The organism is Roseibium sp. (genome assembly GCF_039982295.1).
Taxonomy (GTDB): Bacteria; Pseudomonadota; Alphaproteobacteria; order Rhizobiales; family Stappiaceae; genus Roseibium.
Genome location: NZ_JBDWYP010000091.1, coordinates 185956 through 204673, shown reverse-complemented (window position 1 = coordinate 204673; position 18718 = coordinate 185956). Strand labels below are relative to the sequence as shown.

At 57.6% G+C, this 18718-nt stretch carries 16 protein-coding genes; 2 read left to right on the top strand and 14 right to left on the bottom strand.

All coding sequences use genetic code 11. From position 1 onward, the window contains the following. Window positions 1-6 precede the first annotated feature (6 nt). The 12 genes from lipA to ABJZ52_RS19935 all read right to left on the bottom strand — a co-directional run bounded on the left by lipA (window position 7) and on the right by ABJZ52_RS19935 (window position 13144). Complete coding sequence (gene lipA / locus ABJZ52_RS19990; RefSeq protein ID WP_348193057.1) at window positions 7-981, bottom strand: lipoyl synthase; 975 nt, start codon at window positions 979-981, stop codon at window positions 7-9. 54 nt (window positions 982-1035) lie between these two features. Beyond that, window positions 1036-1470: a thioesterase family protein gene (locus tag ABJZ52_RS19985; RefSeq protein ID WP_348193055.1), complete on the bottom strand. Its 435-nt coding sequence runs from the start codon at window positions 1468-1470 to the stop codon at window positions 1036-1038. Window positions 1471-1508: 38 nt separating this feature from the next. Beyond that, complete coding sequence (locus ABJZ52_RS19980) at window positions 1509-1748, bottom strand: GlsB/YeaQ/YmgE family stress response membrane protein (RefSeq protein ID WP_348193052.1); 240 nt, start codon at window positions 1746-1748, stop codon at window positions 1509-1511. 49 nt (window positions 1749-1797) lie between these two features. Then, window positions 1798-2046, bottom strand: a complete 249-nt coding sequence (locus ABJZ52_RS19975; RefSeq protein ID WP_153769135.1) for a GlsB/YeaQ/YmgE family stress response membrane protein — start codon at window positions 2044-2046, stop codon at window positions 1798-1800. A gap of 114 nt (window positions 2047-2160) precedes the next feature. After that, window positions 2161-3609, bottom strand: coding sequence for a dihydrolipoyl dehydrogenase (gene lpdA, locus ABJZ52_RS19970; RefSeq protein WP_348193049.1), 1449 nt, complete (start codon window positions 3607-3609; stop codon window positions 2161-2163). Window positions 3610-3678: 69 nt separating this feature from the next. After that, complete coding sequence (locus ABJZ52_RS19965) at window positions 3679-5004, bottom strand: pyruvate dehydrogenase complex dihydrolipoamide acetyltransferase (RefSeq protein ID WP_348193046.1); 1326 nt, start codon at window positions 5002-5004, stop codon at window positions 3679-3681. A gap of 15 nt (window positions 5005-5019) precedes the next feature. Beyond that, a complete protein-coding gene (locus ABJZ52_RS19960) occupies window positions 5020-6396 on the bottom strand; it encodes a pyruvate dehydrogenase complex E1 component subunit beta (RefSeq protein ID WP_348193043.1) in 1377 nt (458 codons plus the stop codon). Window positions 6397-6410: 14 nt separating this feature from the next. After that, entirely contained in the window at window positions 6411-7463 is a 1053-nt protein-coding gene (pdhA, locus tag ABJZ52_RS19955; protein WP_348193040.1) for a pyruvate dehydrogenase (acetyl-transferring) E1 component subunit alpha, read from the bottom strand. 173 nt (window positions 7464-7636) lie between these two features. Next, window positions 7637-7978 carry a septum formation initiator family protein gene (locus ABJZ52_RS19950; RefSeq protein ID WP_348193037.1) on the bottom strand — a complete coding sequence of 114 codons (342 nt, stop codon included), beginning with the start codon at window positions 7976-7978 and terminating at the stop codon, window positions 7637-7639. 139 nt (window positions 7979-8117) lie between these two features. Continuing rightward, the gene (locus ABJZ52_RS19945) at window positions 8118-8993 is read right to left on the bottom strand and encodes a LysR family transcriptional regulator (protein WP_348193034.1); all 876 of its coding nucleotides are present in this window, start codon (window positions 8991-8993) and stop codon (window positions 8118-8120) included. Between the two features lie 280 nt (window positions 8994-9273). Further along, window positions 9274-12759: a transcription-repair coupling factor gene (gene mfd / locus ABJZ52_RS19940; protein WP_348193031.1), complete on the bottom strand. Its 3486-nt coding sequence runs from the start codon at window positions 12757-12759 to the stop codon at window positions 9274-9276. 52 nt (window positions 12760-12811) lie between these two features. Then, the gene (locus ABJZ52_RS19935) at window positions 12812-13144 is read right to left on the bottom strand and encodes a succinate dehydrogenase assembly factor 2 (RefSeq protein ID WP_348193028.1); all 333 of its coding nucleotides are present in this window, start codon (window positions 13142-13144) and stop codon (window positions 12812-12814) included. Window positions 13145-13333: 189 nt separating this feature from the next. Here ABJZ52_RS19935 and recG point away from each other — a divergent pair, with 189 nt between their 5' ends. Continuing rightward, window positions 13334-15436 (top strand): ATP-dependent DNA helicase RecG, encoded by a 2103-nt coding sequence (gene recG / locus ABJZ52_RS19930; RefSeq protein ID WP_348189849.1) that lies wholly within the window; start codon window positions 13334-13336, stop codon window positions 15434-15436. Window positions 15437-15448: 12 nt separating this feature from the next. Here recG and ABJZ52_RS19925 read toward each other — a convergent pair whose 3' ends face one another. Further along, window positions 15449-16171, bottom strand: coding sequence for a DUF502 domain-containing protein (locus ABJZ52_RS19925; protein ID WP_348189851.1), 723 nt, complete (start codon window positions 16169-16171; stop codon window positions 15449-15451). A gap of 147 nt (window positions 16172-16318) precedes the next feature. Between ABJZ52_RS19925 and ABJZ52_RS19920 the strand changes: the two genes are divergently transcribed. Beyond that, window positions 16319-16693, top strand: coding sequence for a YbaN family protein (locus tag ABJZ52_RS19920; protein ID WP_348193024.1), 375 nt, complete (start codon window positions 16319-16321; stop codon window positions 16691-16693). A gap of 83 nt (window positions 16694-16776) precedes the next feature. Here ABJZ52_RS19920 and glmS read toward each other — a convergent pair whose 3' ends face one another. Beyond that, the gene (glmS, locus tag ABJZ52_RS19915) at window positions 16777-18603 is read right to left on the bottom strand and encodes a glutamine--fructose-6-phosphate transaminase (isomerizing) (RefSeq protein WP_348193021.1); all 1827 of its coding nucleotides are present in this window, start codon (window positions 18601-18603) and stop codon (window positions 16777-16779) included. Between the last annotated feature and the right edge of the window lie 115 nt (window positions 18604-18718).

Genomic DNA, 18718 nt, shown 5'->3' with positions numbered 1-18718 from the left:
CGGACGTCAATGGCCAATCTTGGCAAGGCGGGCGGCCTTGAGATCGGCAAAATCCTCACCGGCATGGTGAGAGGACCGCGTCAGCGGGCTGGCGGAAACCTTCAGGAAACCCTTGGCATATGCAATTCGTTCGTAGCCTTTGAATTCCTCAGGCGTCACGAATGACAAAACCGGATGGTGTTTCTTCGATGGCTGGAGGTATTGGCCAACGGTCAGGAAATCCACGTCGGCGACCCGCAGGTCATCCATCAGCTGAAGCACTTCGTTCCGTTCTTCTCCAAGCCCGACCATGATCCCGGATTTGGTAAACATTGCCGGATCGAGTTCCTTGACCTTCTGAAGCAGCCGAATGGAATGGAAATAGCGTGCGCCAGGGCGGACCTTCAGATACTTCGACGGAACCGTCTCCATATTGTGGTTGAAGACATCCGGCCTTGCTTCAACGACGGTCTCGATCGCGCCATCCTTGCGAAGAAAATCGGGTGTCAGCACCTCGACAGTCGTCTTTGGTGACTGGTCGCGAATGGCCTTGATGACATCGGCAAAGTGTCCGGCACCGCCATCATCCAGATCGTCACGATCGACCGAGGTGATCACCACATGCTCAAGCCCCATCCGGGCAACCGCGTCACCGATGGAGGCCGGCTCCTTGGGATCGACCGCACCCGGCATGCCGGTGCGCACGTTGCAGAATGCACAAGCCCGCGTACAGGTATCACCCAGGATCATGAAACTGGCGTGCTTCTTCGACCAGCACTCACCGATGTTCGGACACCCGGCTTCTTCGCAGACAGTCACCAGACCATTCTTGCGAACAAGGTCCTGCGTTTCGCGGTAGACTGGCGAAGTCGGAGCCTTGACACGGATCCACTTTGGTTTCCGCTGAACCGGATTGTCAGGCCGATGGGCCTTCTCCGGATGCCGGGGGCGGGCCTCACGCGTATCAGCGTTTTTCGACAAGGTGTCTACGATCGTAACCATGAGATCTAAGTGTCGCTCTTGTTGAAAAAGGTCAAGCCTTCTTTCGCATGACGGCTATGCGCCGGAGGGCAAGCTCTGCAAGCAGACGAGCCGCTTCCGTGCTGCCTCAGACAATGGCTGCGGAGTTCTTTCCATCTGGTTCATCTGAACGACAACGGACAGCGCGGAAGCTGCAAGCGCATCATTTTGGAAGATTGCCTGCTCCAGGGTAATGGAAGTCCGTCCGATCTTCTGAATACGCGTTCCGATCTCGACTGTTCCCGGCCATTTCAACTCCGAGCGGAAGTCCATCTCCAGGCGTGCGATGACAAAGGCACAGCCGTCGTCAACGATCCGCCTTTCGCCGCGGTACAGAATGTCCACACGGCCCGTTTCAAGAAATGTCGAAAAGACCGAGTTGTTGACGTGCCCCTGAGGGTCGCTGTCGCAATAGCGTAGCTTGTCCGCGCTGTGGACAGGAAAGGCTGCGAGCTGGTCGTCCGATGCCATCGTGTTCCGTTCTTCATGTCCAAGTACCTTGGTCAGACCTAGTTGAAGACCTTTTTCCAGAGGTAAAGGAACAGGATCGCGCCAAGGGTCGAGACCACCAACTGATCCAGCAGCCCGCCGGTCACATTCAGGCGAAAGATATGAGCCAGCTCGCCGCCAACCAAAGCACCCAGGAGGCCCACCACCAGGCTGCCGAAGAACCCGCCACGGCTGTTCAGAACCCGATGGGCAACGGCCCCGGCAATCAGGCCAATGATGATCCAGAATATGAAGCTCATGCGATCACCTCAGACTTCCGATGGCACTGCAGTCACCCGCCAGCCCAGGTCAGGCAAGAATACGGGCGACGACCACAACGACAATCGCCCCAATGGCGGCGACCACGATCTGGTTTACCCACGGATTGCCGAGGTTGATGTTGATGCCGGTCACGTTGACAAGGAATCCGCCAACGAATGCGCCGATCAAACCGGTCAGCAGGTAACGCACCAAACCGCCGCCGCCGACGAAGACACTTGCAAGCCAGCCTGCAACGAGGCCGATCACACACCAGACCAGAATATTCTTGATGTCCATTTCAGTATTCCCTCCGCGACCAACTGAAATCGATCGGCATGACTTCCGACCATCTGCATAGCAACCACGTACGCACGACGGTGGCCGAAACCGGACACCGTAATCAGCCCGTTTCTAGGCGTTCAGAACCTTGCCGTAGGCATCAAGCACGCTTTCCTTCATCATCTCCGAAAGGGTCGGATGCGGGAAGATCGTGTGCATCAGTTCTTCTTCGGTCGTCTCCAGGTTCATGGCGACAACAAAGCCCTGAATCAACTCTGTGACTTCTGCGCCAACCATATGCGCGCCGATCAATTCGCCGGTCTTCTTGTCGAAGATGGTCTTGATCATGCCGTTGTCCTCGCCGAGGGCAATCGCCTTGCCGTTGGCGTTGAAGGAGTAACGGCCGACACGAATATCACGCCCTTCGGCCTTGGCCTTGGCTTCCGTAAGGCCGACCGATGCGACCTGGGGATTACAATAGGTACAGCCGGGGATCTTGCTCTTGTCCATGGCATGTACATTCGGCAAGCCTGCAATCTTCTCGATGCAGACAACGCCTTCGTGCTCAGCCTTGTGCGCCAGCATAGGCGGACCGGAAACGTCGCCAATGGCGTAAACGCCAGGAACGTTGGTGTTGCCATAGCCGTCAATGACCACGCAGCCACGATCGGTTTTCACACCGAGAGCTTCAAGACCGAGGTTTTCGATATTGCCCTGAACGCCGACCGCCGAGATCAGGCGATCCGCTGTGATCTGCTGAACCTTTCCGTCCTTGGTCTCGACATGCGCCGTGATCGAGTTCGCAGCTTTGTCGACCTTGGAAACCTTCGCTTCCGTGATGATCTTCATGCCGCGCTTTTCAAGTGCCTTGCGGGCAATCTTGGAGATTTCCTCGTCTTCAACCGGCATGACCTGTGACATCAGCTCGACCACAGTCACATCGACGCCCATGGAGACGTAGAACGACGCGAATTCGATGCCGATCGCTCCTGATCCCATGACGACCATGGACTTCGGCATCACATCCGGCTTCATCGCCTCGAAATAGGTCCAGATCAGCTTGCCGTCCGGTTCGATGCCCGGCAGCGCACGAGGACGCGCACCTGTCGCGACGATGATGTGCTTGGCGGCGTAAGTCCCCTCACCCAGAACGCCCTTGGGCACCGGGTTTTGAGGTTGAACTGCTGGCTTTGAAGACTTGACGACGACGATCTCACCCGGTTTGGTGAGTTTCGCCTCGCCCCAGATCACATCGATCTTGTTCTTCTTCATCAAGTAGCCGACGCCGCCGTTGAGCCGAGCGGAAACACCCCTTGATCTTGCCACGACGTCTTTGACATCGGCTGTCATCTTGCCTTCAAGCGTCAGACCATAGCTCTTGGCATGGTTGGCGTGATCGAGAATTTCGGCAGACCGCAGGAGCGCCTTTGTCGGAATGCAGCCCCAGTTCAGACAGATGCCGCCCAGATGTTCGCGCTCGACGATTGCGGTCTTCAGACCCAACTGAGCTGCGCGGATCGCGGTCACATAACCGCCCGGTCCGGACCCGACAATGATGACGTCATAGGAAGTGCCAGCCATCGTAAATTCCTTGAATTTCAGGAGAACCGCGGCGCGGGCAGCCAAGGCCCGCGCCAGCTCATTCCATTCTTAGACGAGCATGCTCATCGGATTCTGGATGTAGCCCTTGAAGGCTGCCAGAAGTTCAGCGCCAAGCGCGCCGTCGACGCAGCGGTGATCGGTAGACAATGTCACCGTCATCACCGTTGCAATGGCCAGGGCATCGTCCTTGACCACAGGCCGCTTCTCACCGGCACCGACCGCAAGAATTGTTGCGTGCGGAGGATTGACCACAGCTGAGAAGTCTTTGACGCCCATCATGCCCATGTTGGACACGGCGGTGGTGCCGCCCTGGTACTCTTCCGGCTTCAGCTTCTTGGCCTTTGCACGTGCGCCCATGTCCTTCATCTCATTCGAGATGACCGAGAGAGGCTTCAATTCCGCGCTGCGGATGATCGGAGTGATCAGACCGCCTGGAATTGATACGGCAACGCCGACGTCAGCGTGCTTGTGCTTGACCATGTTTTCGTCTGTCCAGGACACATTCGCATCCGGAACATCGCGCAGCGCCAGGGCCAGCGCCTTGATGGTCATGTCGTTGACCGAGAGCTTGTAGACAGGCTTGCCGTCACCGTCTTTCGGTGCCGCGCCGTTGAGCTGGGCACGAAGAGCCAGAAGCGCATCCAGCTCGCAGTCTACAGAGACGTAGAAATGCGGAATGGTCTGCTTGGACTCCTGCAGGCGCTTGGCGATGGTCTTGCGCATACCGTCGTGCGGAACCAGATCGTAGGAGCCGTCCTCGAACAGCTTGAGAACCTGATCACTGGACGGCCCGCTTGGCATCGCCGAAGCAGCCGCCTTAGGTGCGTCTGCAGCAGGAGCCGCAGCGGCCTTGCCGGTACCAGAGGCAATTGCCGCTTCAACGTCGCGCTTGACGATCCTGCCGTGAGGTCCGGACCCTGAAATAGCCGTGAGCTCAAGACCACCCTGCTGAGCAAGTCTGCGTGCAAGCGGCGAGGAGAAGATCCGGTTGCCATCTGCTGCCTTGGGTGCCGGACCAGCCGGTGCCGCAGACGCCGGGGCTGCTGCGACAGGAGCTTCAGCTGCAGGTGCGGACGCAGATTCTGGTGCAGCAGGTGCTGCCGGAGCTGATCCTATTGCACTGGCGTCTTCGCCATCTTCAAGAAGCACAGCGATCAGCTCGTTGACCTTCACGCCGTTGGTGCCTTCCGGCACTACAATCTTGCCGACCTTGCCCTCGTCGACGGCTTCCACTTCCATGGTCGCCTTGTCAGTCTCGATTTCCGCAATGACATCGCCAGCGGAAACCGTGTCACCTTCTTTCACCAGCCATTTGGCCAGGTTGCCCTCTTCCATGGTCGGGGAAAGAGCCGGCATCGTTATATTGATAGGCATGTCCGTTCCCTCGCCTTAAGCCGTGTAGGTGACGGCCTTGACCGCGTCGATGACTTCGCCAACGTTCGGTAGCGCCAACTTCTCAAGGTTCGCTGCGTAAGGCATGGGCACATCCTTGCCCGTGACACGCAGGATCGGGGCATCGAGGTAATCGAACGCCTTTTCCTGAACCTGGAACGCAATTTCGGACGAGACCGAACACATCGGGTAGGCTTCTTCTACCGTTACGATGCGGCCTGTCTTGCGGACAGAAGCCAGGATCGTGTCGATGTCCAGCGGGCGGATGGTCCGAAGGTTGATCACCTCGGCAGAGATACCCATGCCGGCCAGCTCGTCAGCAGCTTTGAGCGCATAGGTCATGCCGATGCTCCAGGACACGATCGTGACATCTGTGCCTTCGCGCTCGATCTTCGCCTTGCCGATCGGCGTGACGAAATCGTCCATGTCCGGAATCTCGAAAGATTGTCCGTAGAGAATTTCGTTCTCCAGGAAGATCACCGGGTTAGAGTCGCGGATAGCCGCCTTGAGCAGACCCTTCGCATCAGCTGCGGAATAAGGCTGAACAACTTTGAGACCAGGCACATGAGCATACCATGCCGCATAGTCCTGGCTGTGCTGTGCGCCAACGCGTGCGGCGGCACCATTGGGACCACGGAACACAATCGGCGCGCCCATCTGGCCACCTGACATGTAGAGCGTCTTGGCAGCTGAGTTGATGATCTGGTCAATCGCCTGCATGGCGAAGTTGAACGTCATGAACTCGACGATTGGCTTCAGACCTGCCATGGCAGCACCGACACCAAGACCGGCAAAACCATGCTCCGTGATCGGCGTGTCGATCACGCGCTTCGCACCGAACTCGGCAAGCAAGCCTTGAGTGATTTTATAGGCGCCCTGATATTCGGCAACTTCCTCGCCCATGACGAAAACATCGCCGTCACTGCGCATTTCCTCGGCCATTGCATCGCGAAGGGCTTCGCGCACCGTCGATGACTTCATGGCTGTACCGGCCGGAATTTCCGGATCGTCGGCAGGCTTGCTTTCAACCGGAGCAGCAGGGACCGGCGCGGCTGCAGTTGATTCTGCTGCGGACGCAGGTGCTGCCGCAGCCGGTGCACTGGCCGCAGCGTCGAGCGCACTGGCATCTTCGCCCTCGCCCAGCAGAATGGCGATCTTCTCGTTGACCTTTACCGCGTCTGTGCCTTCGGCGACCAGGATCTTCCCAATCGTGCCTTCGTCCACGGCTTCCACTTCCATGGTCGCTTTGTCGGTTTCGATCTCGGCAATTACATCGCCTGCGGAGACGGTATCGCCCTCGGCCTTCAGCCATTTGGCGAGCTTACCTTCTTCCATCGTCGGCGACAGCGCCGGCATCAGGATATCAATCGGCATGGTTTCCCCCCGCCTTAAAGCAGAATGTCGGTGTAGAGCTCGGAGGCATCCGGCTCTGGATCGGTCTGTGCAAATTCGGCCGCTTCGGCAACTTTTGCACGAATCTCTTTGTCCATGGACTTGAGGTCGTCTTCCGACGCCCAGCCCGCATCGATGAGCCGCTTGCGGACCTGTTCGATTGGATCATGCTCGGTTCGCATCTTCTGGACTTCGTCCTTGGAGCGGTACTTGGCCGGATCAGACATGGAATGGCCGCGATAGCGATAGGTCACCATCTCCAGGATGTACGGCCCCTTGCCACTGCGGCAATGCTCCAGCGCCTTTTCCGAGGCAGCCATGACAGCACGAACATCCATGCCATCGACCTGTTCGCCCGGAATTCCGAACGACGCACCGCGCTGGGAAAGGTCAGTCGTTGCGGAAGACCGCTCGACGCTTGTTCCCATGCCGTACTTGTTGTTTTCGATGACATAAACAACAGGCAGCTTCCACAGCTGCGCCATGTTGAAGCTCTCGTAGACCTGACCCTGGTTGGAGGCGCCGTCTCCGAAGAATGCCATCGCGACATTGCCGTTCTCGCGGTACTGGTTGGCAAATCCAAGTCCAGTTCCCAGCGAGACCTGTGCTCCGACGATGCCGTGGCCGCCGTAGAAATGCTTCTCCTTAGAGAACATATGCATGGAGCCGCCCTTGCCCTTCGACAAACCGCCCCGGCGACCCGTCAATTCGGCCATGACGCCCTTGGGATCAAGATCCATTGCAAGCATGTGACCATGGTCGCGGTAGCCGGTGATCATCTGGTCGCCATCGATCTTGGCCATCTGCATCCCTACGACAACGGCCTCCTGACCGATGTAGAGGTGACAGAACCCACCGATGAGGCCCATGCCGTAGAGTTGACCGGCTTTCTCCTCAAAGCGGCGAATCAAAAGCATTTCACGATAGGCGTGAAGCTCTTGATCCTTGTCGAACTCGATGATCGCTGGAGCGGCCGGTTTGGCGGCTCCACGAGACCGGCTGGCGCTTCGTGCGCCTGTACCGGAAGTTGTCTTTTTCGCTGCGGCCATGTCCCTCATCTCAGGCTGACGTTTCCCTTATGGAAACCAAGCGGAAATTAACCTGCAACACTTGTCAATCCAAGCGCGTACAGATTGGCTGATTGTAACCTATAATCGGCTGATTTCAGTGAGAAAATAAGAATAAACCTAAATCTGGTTAAGCTGCGCAAATAAACTTTTTTCTAGTTAACTTGAGCTCGAACTGCCGACGGCCTCAGAATTGTCAGGTCGTTTTCATGAACAAGGTTGAGATTGAGCCTGGCACGCTCATCAACCATATCCGGGTCCAGACTTTCCGGCCGAAGCAGGCTGACGCGAGCAACCAGATGTTGCCGTTCTGAAACAAGCGCATCAAGCTCTGCCTGCAGATCCTGCACCTGATGCTCGATACGGGCGCGCCCCACCAGTCCCAATTCCCCATTCAGCGCGTGAAAGCCGAAATAGGCGAGCACCGACAAAGCGGCAACTGGAATGATCAAACGACGAAGTGGTGATTGTTTACGCTGGCGAGTGGTCGCGGACACGGATTGACCCTACTAGAAACACAAATTGGCCTTGAGGTAAGGATGGACCCCGTTGGTTAAAAGACCGTTGAAACAAAACGACCGTGGAAGAATTGCCCGGTAAAAATCAACAGGTTCCAACCAGCATTCAGGTCCGGGGTCACACAGAACGGCTTGGCCTTGCACCAGAGATAAGGTCGCCGTGCTGTTTTATCAGACGGGCCAGGCGGCTGACGACAGTCCGAATTTCGCGCCGGTGCCGGTCGTCGTCGCTCATGACGATCCATTGCTGATGGCGCAACTCGGCGATTTCGGGCCCGGCCCGTTCCAGGCCAGGCTCCAGATCTCCAGCAAGACACGGGAGGACTGCAATCCCCGCCCCTGACAACGCGAGATCCTTGAGATTGCGTGGCCGATTCACGGTCACCCTCACCTTGTCTGGATGGTTTTCATGTGGCCACCTCAGATAGGGTGAAACAGCGTCGTCCTCGGCGACAGCCAGCCAGGTATCGCGTGTGGATTCCGCGCTGTTCCTTGCGCGATAAGCGGCATAGGCGACAGATCCGGTCAATCGAGACGCGAGATTTGTCTCCTCGGGCGCGAACGCCCGGATGCCAATATCATTCTCGCGAAAGGCCAGACCCGCCCTTTGTTCGCCGATGCGCAGGTCGACCCGAAAATCATCCCTGAGGGTTCTCAGCGCCTCAAAGTTCTCCGAAAGCAAATGGGCTATCCAGGTGCCGACAGCTATGCGAACGATGACGTTCCCGGTTGAAACGCCTTGCCATGAATCAACTTTGCGAGCAGCGGCTTCGAGATCCTTGAGGTGATCAAGCAGAGCAAGGCCATCGCCGGTCAACTCATAGCCGCTGGGACTGCGGTGAAACAGCACTTTGCCCAAACCTTGCTCGAGCTCAAGCATTCGTCGGCCAAGCGTCGCGGCGCTCATTCCAGTGGCCGACGCAGCAGCGCTCAGACCACCCTTCCGGGCCACTGCGATAAAGTCCTGATAAAGATCCCAGCTTAGACTTTTCATAATTGAAATACATGACCCACTAATCGAGATATGTCACTTCAAAAATGGAGATTAATAGATGTGATGGATGACACCTGAAAGGCTCCATCATGCACCCCTATTTCACGATTTACATGCACCGCGCTCATCAGGAACGGAACACACTGTCAGCACAACAGCGGGCAGACGAAGAGGAGGCATTCTATCACGCCTACAAATCTCCAATCTGGGAGAGACTCTGGGTCTGGTGGCGCGGAGGCTAAGTCCGACATCCCAAGTTGCCTATATCAGCTTGGGATGCCTATCCAGCTTCGGCCAGGCGCGCCAATTTGGTCAGGACCGTTGCAGTGCCTTTCAGGCGGTCGTCGGTCTTCTGCCAATCGCGGGAAAGAACCACTTTCTGGTCCGGCCGGATCTTCGCCAGAACGCCTTGCTCGGCAATATAGGCGACAAGCGCCGCCGGGTTGGCAAACTCGCTGTTGCGGAAAGTGATAACGACACCTTTTGGCCCGGCATCCACCTTCTCGATGTTTGCCTTTCGGCAGAGCCCCTTGATGAAGACAATTTTCAGGAGGTGCTGAACCTCTTCCGGCAGAGGCCCAAAGCGATCGATCATCTCAGCGCCGAAGCTATCGATTTCATCGGCCTCGGTAAGGTCTCCGAGGCGCCTGTAGAGCGTTAGCCGCAGTTGAAGATCCGGGACATAGTCTTCCGGGATCAGCACCGGCGTACCGATGTTGATTTGCGGCGACCATTGTTCTTCCCCTTCGACACCACCGTCCTTGAGCCGGGCAACCGCCTCTTCCAGCATCTGCTGGTAAAGCTCGAAGCCGACCTCCTTGACCTGGCCTGACTGCTCTTCACCCAGAAGGTTGCCGGCACCACGAATATCCAGATCATGGCTTGCCAACTGAAAACCAGCGCCAAGTGTCTCGAGAGATTGCAGAACCTTGAGCCGTCGCTCTGCCGTCGTCGTCAAAGTCTTGTTCGCCGGCACTGTAAAGAGCGCATAGGCGCGCGTTTTCGACCGGCCGACCCGGCCACGCAGCTGATAGAGTTGGGCCAGACCGAACATGTCGGCCCGGTGAACGATCAATGTATTGGCAGTCGGAATGTCGAGGCCGGATTCAACAATCGTCGTCGACAGAAGCACATTGAACTTGCCTTCATAGAAAGCATTCATCACGTCTTCCAACTCGCCGGGAGGCATTTGACCATGAGCGACTGCCACCTTTAGCTCCGGCACACTGTCTTCCAGGAACGCGCGAATATCTGCAATATCGGCAAGACGCGGACAAACGTAGAAGCTCTGGCCGCCGCGATAGTGCTCGCGCAAGAGGGCTTCACGCACGACAAGGGGATCGAAAGGCGAGACGAAGGTTCTCACTGCGAGCCGGTCGACGGGAGGTGTGGCAATCAGAGACAGTTCCCGAACGCCGGTCAAAGCCATCTGTAGCGTGCGCGGGATAGGTGTCGCCGAAAGGGTCAGCACATGAACGTCCGACTTGAGCTCTTTCAGGCGTTCCTTGTGTTTGACGCCGAAGTGCTGTTCTTCGTCAATGATCAGAAGCCCAAGGTCGCGAAAACTGACGGCCTTGCCAAGCAGGGCATGTGTGCCGATCACGATGTCGATCGAGCCGTCGGCGATTCCCTTCTTCGTTTGGGTCAGCTCCCGTGTCGGCACCAAACGCGAAGCATGCGCGACATTGATCGGCAGACCATGAAACCGCTCGGAGAAAGTGCGGAAATGCTGCCGGGACAGAAGCGTCGTGGGCACGACGACAGCGACCTGACGGCCCGACATCGCCGCGACGAAGGCTGCGCGCAAAGCTACTTCCGTCTTTCCGAAACCGACATCACCGCAGACAAGTCGGTCCATGGGCCGCCCAGAGGCAAGGTCATCGAAGACAGAATCAATCGCCGTCAGCTGATCTTCCGTCTCCTCATAGGGGAAACGTGTGGCAAACTCGTCATAGACGCCCTCAGGGGTCTCGACGACCGGCGCGGTTTTCAAGGCGCGCGCTGCGGCCGTCTTGATCAGCCCATCCGCAATTTCGAGAATGCGTTTCTTGAGCTTGGCCTTGCGCGCTTGCCAGGCACCGCCGCCAAGCTTGTCCAGCTGCGCCTCGGAATCCTCAGAGCCATAGCGTGACAGAAGTTCGATATTTTCAACGGGCAGATAAAGCCGGTCACCGCCAGCATATTGCAGCTCAAGGCAGTCATGGGGCGCGCCGACCGCCTCGATGGTCTTCAGCCCGATGAAGCGGCCGATACCGTGGTCGACATGAACAACGAGATCGCCTTCCGAAAGCCCGGTCGCTTCCGTGATGACATTGGCACCCTTGGCTTTCTTGCGGCTCTTGCGAACCAGCCGATCGCCGAGAATATCCTGTTCACCGATGAAAGCAGTGTCAGCCAGCTCGAAGCCATGTTCGATCCCCAGGACGCAGAGAGCCGTCGTGCCTTTTGGGAGTTCCCGTGCAGCCTCGAGTGTATCAACCTCGGTTGTCGCGCCAAGCCCGTGGTCCTTGAGGATCTGCCCGAGCCTGTCTCGGGAACCATCAGACCAGCAGGCAATCACCGTCCGCCTGCCATCGTGTCGCAGAGTTTTCACATGATTGGTCAGCGCATCGAATATATTGACGTCGCCGGCTGCGCGCTCCGCGGCAAATGTCCTGCCCTGACGGCCGGAAAGATCAACAACCTGCTTGCCGGAACCTGGGGGCGGCGTGAACGGATCAAGTAGTGCGCTTGCAGCATCCGCTAGATTGCCAGTCCACTCGCTGTCTGAAAGGTAGAGCGCTGCCCGTTCAATCGGCATGTAAGGGACGGTGCCGGCAGACTTCCCAGCTTCACGCGCCTCTTCGCGCGCTGAGTAATGCTCCTGAACCTGATCAATCCGTTCACGCACCACGTCGTTGGCCTTTGCGTCCAGCACCACTGGTGCGTCGCCAACGTAGTCAAACAGCGTCTCCAGCCGCTCATGGAACAACGGAAGCCAGTGCTCCATACCGGCGTAGCGCCGTCCGTCGCTAACGGATTGGTACAGAACGTCATCGCGGCTAGCAGCACCAAAGCTCGCCAGATAGCTCCGCCGGAAGCGCGAAATTGCATCTTCGGAAAGAACGACCTCACTCATCGGCACCAGATCAAGTCGCTTAAGCTGCCTGGAGGTCCGTTGGGACTCTGGATCAAAGGAACGGATCGATTCCAGAGTGTCGCCGAAGAAGTCAAGCCGCACAGGCTCTTCAGAACCGGGTGTGAAGAGGTCAACGATGCCACCACGAACGGCATATTCGCCCGTCTCACGAACAGTCGGCGTTCTGGAAAAACCGTTCATCTCAAGCCAGCTGGCAATCTCTGCCATGTCGACACGGTTGCCAGGCGCCATCGAAAGCGCCTGTTTGCGCATCCATTCCCGGTCGGGAACACGCTGAACAGCAGCGTTCACCGTCGTCATCAAAACGATCTTCTTGTCGTCGGGCAGCCCCTTTGCCAGCGCTCCGAGAGCCAGCAAACGGCGCGCGCTGATCCCCGGGTTGGGAGATACCCGGTCATAGGGCAGACAGTCCCAGGCGGGTAACTGAAGCACTTCTATGTCAGGATCGAAGAAAGGAAGCGCTTCGGTGATCATCTGCATGCGCGTGGCGTCACGGGCGATGAAGACCATCGCGAGACCGCTCTGCCCACTCTCGGCCAGGATCCGGGCCAGAGCGTAGGCCTCGGCGCCATCGGGCACACTGGCAAGCGTGATGTTGGCCCGGTCTTTCAACAGGCTTTCGAACACGGGCATCTTCCTTGTCGACGATTGGGCTGTCGCAACAGCCGAAACTTGAGTGTTAGTCGGCGGCTTTGACGGAGCGGGCCTTGGCAATGGCCTCGTCGTGATAGGCGATGATCGACCTGTAAAGCGGGCCATCCCACTCGGCCGGCAGAGGCTTTCGGCCTGTCATCCAGGCGTAAAGATCCTGATCATACGCAGTGAGCAGGTGCTCCAGTTCATCAAGCTCGTCATCTCGAAGCGTATCGATCCTCGCTTCGACAAAACCGCCGAGCAGCAGATCCATCTCCTTCATGCCCCTGTGCCAGCAACGGAACATGATCCTCTTGCGCCGATCATCGCGAACGGCAGGGGCAGATTCGTCCGGCGTCTCGGGAGGCGTACCGCTCATGGCAAAGGTCCATAGAAGTTGAAGAGTTTGAACTGTTGGCCGCTATATAGCGCTCCTTCCCGGATCTGTCAGCGTCTCATCTGAAAAATGAGAACATATTGCGTACATCGCCGACTTCATGCCACAAAGGCTGTCAGTCATTGTCGCCAATCCATGCCTTCGGGCACGAGCGAAAGTCCTGCCGTCCTCATGCGCCCTTCGGTCCTCGATCCGCTGTTCGCTTCCGTGTCGACCTTGCCCGGTATCGGCCCGAAGATTGCCAAGTTGCTCACCACGTTTGTGTCCAGCCAACCGGACCGTGAAGCCAACGTCGCGGACCTGCTTTTCCATATCCCGCACAGCGTCATCGACCGCCGTCACCGTCCCGGCATTGCTTACTCGGAGAACGGCGACATCGTCACACTCGATGTCACCGTGGACCGGCATCAGCCAGGGCCTCGTGGAGGCAAGGCCCCCTATCGCATCACCGCATTTGATGACACGGGGTCGATCACCTTCGTCTTTTTTCATCCGCGCCGGGACTGGCTGGAAAAGATGTTCCCTACTGGGGAGCGAAGAATCGTCTCTGGAAAAGTCGAGTGGTTCAACGAACGCCCCCAGATGGTTCACCCGGACTACGTACTGGCTCCGGAAGAAGCGGACGCCATGCCTCCCCTGGAACCGATCTATCCGCTGACCGCCGGCCTATCTCCCAAAACGCTGCAAAAAGCGATGGTCGCGGCTGTGAGCCGACTGCCTAAATTGCCGGAGTGGCTCAACGAAGCTCATCAGACCCAGAATCACTGGCCGGATTTTGCCGAAGCGGTCACGGTCCTGCACCAGCCGCGTGGACAGCAGGATATTTCCGCTGAGTCGGTTTACCTGCAGCGACTTGCATATGACGAGCTGCTCGCCAGCCAACTTGCCCTCGCATTGGTGCGCGCAAACATGCGCCAACTGGGCGGCCTCGTCCGCGAGCCCTCGGGCACCTTGCAGTACAAGGTCATTTCGACCCTGCCCTTCACGCTCACAAGCAGCCAGACAGCGGCCATAGACGACATCAACAAGGATCTGGCGGAACCCACCCGCATGCTGAGGCTGCTTCAGGGCGACGTTGGCTCCGGCAAGACAGTCGTTGCGCTCGCAGCCCTGGCTCAGGTGATCGAGACGGGAGCGCAGGGTGCGCTCATGGCCCCGACCGAGATACTCGCACGCCAGCATTTCGCCTCCATGTCCCCGATTTGCGAAAAGGTGGGAATTCGTCTCGCGCTGCTCACCGGCAAGGACACCGCAAAAGAGCGTCGTCTTACCCAGGAAAAACTCGACGCTGGCGAGATAGATCTTGTTGTCGGAACTCACGCTCTTTTTCAGGGCAAGGTCACCTTCAGGGATCTCGCGCTTGTGGTCGTCGATGAGCAACATCGCTTTGGCGTCCATCAGCGCCTGGCCTTGTCTTCAAAGGGCAAGGGGGTCGATGTACTCGTCATGACTGCGACCCCGATCCCGCGCACCCTCGTCCTCACCTGCTTCGGAGACATGGACGTCTCACGTTTGACCGACAAGCCCGCCGGCAGAAAGCCGATAACGACAGTATCCGTCTCGTTGGACCGCCTTGAGGAAACCATTGGCCGCATCGGGTCCGCAGTCGCCGACGGACAGAAGGTCTATTGGGTCTGCCCTCTCGTGGAAGAGTCGGAAAAAATCGACCTCGCAGCAGTAGAGGACAGGCATCGTGTCCTGGAACAGGCACTTCGACAGCGCATTTCTCTCGTCCATGGCCGCATGAACGCTGACGAAAAAGACGCTGCCATGCAGGCTTTCAAATCGGGTGAGACGCGTGTCCTGGTTGCGACCACGGTGATCGAGGTGGGTGTCGACGTGCCGGACGCAACAATCATGGTGATTGAGCACGCCGAGCGTTTCGGCCTCGCCCAGCTTCATCAGTTGCGCGGACGCGTTGGCCGCGGCGACAAGCCCTCGTCCTGTGTCTTGCTCTACAAGGGACCTCTTGGCGAAACGGCGGGCGCGCGTTTGAACATCATGCGTCAGACCAACGACGGTTTTCTGATCGCCGAGGAAGATCTGAAGTTACGCGGCGGCGGAGAAATCCTCGGAACCCGCCAATCAGGGATACCAGGTTTCCGCATTGCACGGGCGGAGGATCACGCCGATCTCATGGAGGTCGCCAGAGACGACGCAAGGCTCATTCTTGAAACGGATCCGGAACTCAAATCTGAGCGCGGCACGGCGTTGCGCTGCCTGCTGTATCTCTTCGGCCGGGATGAAGCGATCCGATTGCTGCGCGCTGGTTGACCGGCCGCTGGCTCAGGTCGCTGATTGCTCTGGCAGCGGGTCTTCGACGTAGTCCGCCAGGATCTCTGGGTAGTCCGGATTGACCAGACCGGCCGAAATGACAAGCTTTGCTGCGTCTTCGACCCCCATCGAGAGCTCGATCACGTCCTCACGGGGCACGAAAAGCAGAAAGCCTGAGGTCGGATTCGGCGTTGTGGGTAGGAATACAGAAACCGTTTCGGCCTTGTCCTTGAGCCGTCGCGCGACTTCGCCTTTCGTGTCGGTCGAAATGAAAACAATCGCCCAAAGTCCCTTACGGGGGTATTCCACCAGCGCCGCCTTGGAAAAGGAATTGCTGCGCTCATCGAGAACAGTCTCGAAGATCTGTTTCAAGCCGCTGTAGAGATTGCGAACCAGCGGCATACGATTGACCAGAGATTCGCCAACGGACAAAAGACTGCGCCCGAGGAAGTTCGCTGCGAGAAATCCGACAATCGTCAGGATCAATATCGCGAGAATGAGGCCGAGGCCTGGAACCGGAAATGGAAGATAGGTCTCCGGATTATAGGCACGCGGGACAATGGGCTTCACCCAGCCATCAACCCATTGAATGAATGTCCACGTCAGCCAGAGCGTGATCCCGATCGGCCCTGTGATGACCAATCCAGTCAGAAAATAGTTGCGCAAGCGCGTCGCGAACCGGCTCTTGGGCACGCTATGTGCCGCCTGTTCATCGCCTGACTGGTCCCGCTTCATGCAAATATCCTCAAACTGCGTCGAAACGCCATCGCATTCGCGCTCCGAGTAAACTACATAATGTCTTCAGGTGTGCTGCGGTATCCCACCACGGCACTAAATTTTGCGCGTTTCACTGGCTAATTTGCACCAATTGGAGGCAGCCCTTTGCGGCGCACGACTTTCAAGATCCTTGGCTTAGGCTTCGTCCTCATTGGATTGATCGGTGTTGTGCTGCCGCTGTTGCCGACAACTATATTCTTTATTCTTGCGGCGGCCTGTTTTGCCCGTTCGTCGCCAGAACTTGAAGCAAGAATCCTTGGCCATCCTCACATCGGCCCGCCAGTGAAAGCGTGGCGCGACCATGGTGTCATCCCGCCAAAGGCAAAGATGTTTGCTCTTGGCGGCATGGTCATTGGCTACATAGCCTTTTTCCTAACTAGTCAGCCGCCACTGTGGCTGGCATCGAGCGCAGCGATAGTGATCGGTGCCTGTGCCCTATACGTGGCCACGAGACCTTCCTACCCCAGGTCGGAAAGCTAGCGCTCGGAGCAAATTTCCCGAGTATCATCCTAGCAAAGAAGTTTAGATATCCGCGATAGAGTGCTGATTGAAAAGCACTATACCTATTCAACGGTTACAGATTTCGCGAGATTGCGCGGTTGGTCGACATCGGTCCCCATAAAGACCGCGGTGTGATACGAAATCATCTGCACAGGCAGCGCATAGACAATCGGTGCAACGATCTCATGCACATCCGGCATGATCACCACGTCCTGCGCGACATCGCCACTTTCAGCCGCGCCTCGTTCATCCGTGATGAGGACAATGCGGCCGCCACGTGCGGCTACTTCCTGCATGTTGGAGACAGTCTTCTCGTAAACCCCATCGTGCGGGGCAATGACGAAGACCGGCATGTTCTCGTCGATCAGCGCAATCGGACCATGCTTGAGTTCACCTGCTGCGTAACCTTCAGCATGGATGTAAGACAGCTCCTTGAGTTTCAGAGCGCCTTCCATTGCAAGCGGGAAGTTGGTTCCGCGGCCCAGATAGAGTGCATCGCTGACCCGCGAAAGAGGTTGAGACAGGGACTCTATCTTGATCTCGCTCTTGAGCGCCTGAACCGCCAGGCTGGGCACCGCCCCGAGAGCCTCAACCAACTCCGTCTCCAGATCCTTGCTCACGAAGCCGCGAGAGCGGCCCGCATGGATGGCAAGGGCTGCCAGAACCGCAAGTTGGCAGGTGAATGCCTTGGTTGAGGCAACCCCGATTTCAGGCCCAGCAATTGTCTGAAAGACAACATCGGACTCACGCGCGATCGTGCTCTCCGGCACATTTACGACCGCGCCGATCTTGGCCCCATTTTCCTTGCAATATCGAAGCGAGGCCAACGTGTCCGCCGTCTCTCCGGATTGGGAAATAAACAGCGCGAATTCGTTCTGGCCGATTGGCGTTTCTCGATAGCGAAATTCCGAAGCGACATCAATTTCGACCGGCAGACGGGCGTATTTCTCAAACCAGTATTTCGCGACCAGCCCCGCATAGTAAGCCGTTCCGCAGGCAGAAATCACAATTCGGTTGAGGCTCGCGAAGTCGACGGTGGCGGCGCCCGGAACGTCCACCTTGCGCGCACCAAGATCGATATACCGCGACAGGGTATGACCGATGACTTCCGGTTGCTCGTGGATTTCCTTGGCCATGAAATGGCGGTAATTCCCCTTGTCCATCAGCGCTGCCGTCACTGAAGAACGAGATTCTTGCCGGATGACTTCATTGTTGTTGGCGTCGAACACGCGCGCGCCAGAGCGGTCGACAACGGTCCAGTCGCCCTCTTCGAGATAGGTAATGCGGTCGGTGAACGGAGACAGCGCAATCGCATCTGATCCCAGGTACATCTCACCATCGCCATGGCCGACCGCCAAAGGCGAACCCTTGCGCGCGCCAATCAGGAGATCATTTTCGCCATCGAACAAAAACGCCAGCGCAAACGCCCCCTTTAGCCTTGGGAGCACCTTGGCGGCCGCGTCTTGTGGTGAAAGGCCTTTGGCGAGCTCGGCGTTCACAAGATGTGCGACGACCTCTGTATCGGTCTCGGTCAGAATGTCGGCGCCGCCGTCTCTGATCTCTTCACGAAGTTCCAAATAGTTTTCGATGATGCCGTTGTGAACAACGGCGACCCTACCCGCCATATGCGGATGCGCGTTGGCAACACTCGGACTGCCATGTGTCGCCCAACGGGTATGACCGATGCCAGACGTGCCCCCAACAGACTTCTTCTCAAGTGCGGCTTCAAGATTGCGCAATTTTCCCTCGGCACGGCGCCGGACCAAATGACCTTCTTCGAGCGCAGCAACCCCTGCAGAATCATAGCCCCGATACTCAAGACGCTTCAGCGCATCAACAAGCCGAGGCGCAACATCAGTGGATCCGAGAATGCCGACAATCCCGCACATAGAAAAATTCCTTGATCGTGAAAACGCCGCCCACCCATAGCGGACGCGGCACAATGAACTGAAATCAAACCCTGTTTCAGATCGTGACATGAAGGAGTAAGGATTTGGTTTGCCA

Bases quoted from the DNA above. Each gene is read 5' to 3' on its own strand.
- ABJZ52_RS19960 (WP_348193043.1), bottom strand. From the start codon at position 6,396: ATGCCGATTGATATCCTGATGCCGGCGCTGTCGCCGACGATGGAAGAA.
- ABJZ52_RS19935 (WP_348193028.1), bottom strand. From the start codon at position 13,144: ATGAGCGGTACGCCTCCCGAGACGCCGGACGAATCTGCCCCTGCCGTT.
- ABJZ52_RS19925 (WP_348189851.1), bottom strand. From the start codon at position 16,171: ATGAAGCGGGACCAGTCAGGCGATGAACAGGCGGCACATAGCGTGCCC.
- ABJZ52_RS19975 (WP_153769135.1), bottom strand. From the start codon at position 2,046: ATGGACATCAAGAATATTCTGGTCTGGTGTGTGATCGGCCTCGTTGCA.
- ABJZ52_RS19945 (WP_348193034.1), bottom strand. From the start codon at position 8,993: ATGAAAAGTCTAAGCTGGGATCTTTATCAGGACTTTATCGCAGTGGCC.
- ABJZ52_RS19980 (WP_348193052.1), bottom strand. From the start codon at position 1,748: ATGAGCTTCATATTCTGGATCATCATTGGCCTGATTGCCGGGGCCGTT.
- lpdA (WP_348193049.1), bottom strand. From the start codon at position 3,609: ATGGCTGGCACTTCCTATGACGTCATCATTGTCGGGTCCGGACCGGGC.
- glmS (WP_348193021.1), bottom strand. From the start codon at position 18,603: ATGTGCGGGATTGTCGGCATTCTCGGATCCACTGATGTTGCGCCTCGG.
- lipA (WP_348193057.1), bottom strand. From the start codon at position 981: ATGGTTACGATCGTAGACACCTTGTCGAAAAACGCTGATACGCGTGAG.
- ABJZ52_RS19985 (WP_348193055.1), bottom strand. From the start codon at position 1,470: ATGGCATCGGACGACCAGCTCGCAGCCTTTCCTGTCCACAGCGCGGAC.
- recG (WP_348189849.1), top strand. From the start codon at position 13,334: ATGCGCCCTTCGGTCCTCGATCCGCTGTTCGCTTCCGTGTCGACCTTG.
- ABJZ52_RS19965 (WP_348193046.1), bottom strand. From the start codon at position 5,004: ATGCCTATCAATATAACGATGCCGGCTCTTTCCCCGACCATGGAAGAG.
- pdhA (WP_348193040.1), bottom strand. From the start codon at position 7,463: ATGGCCGCAGCGAAAAAGACAACTTCCGGTACAGGCGCACGAAGCGCC.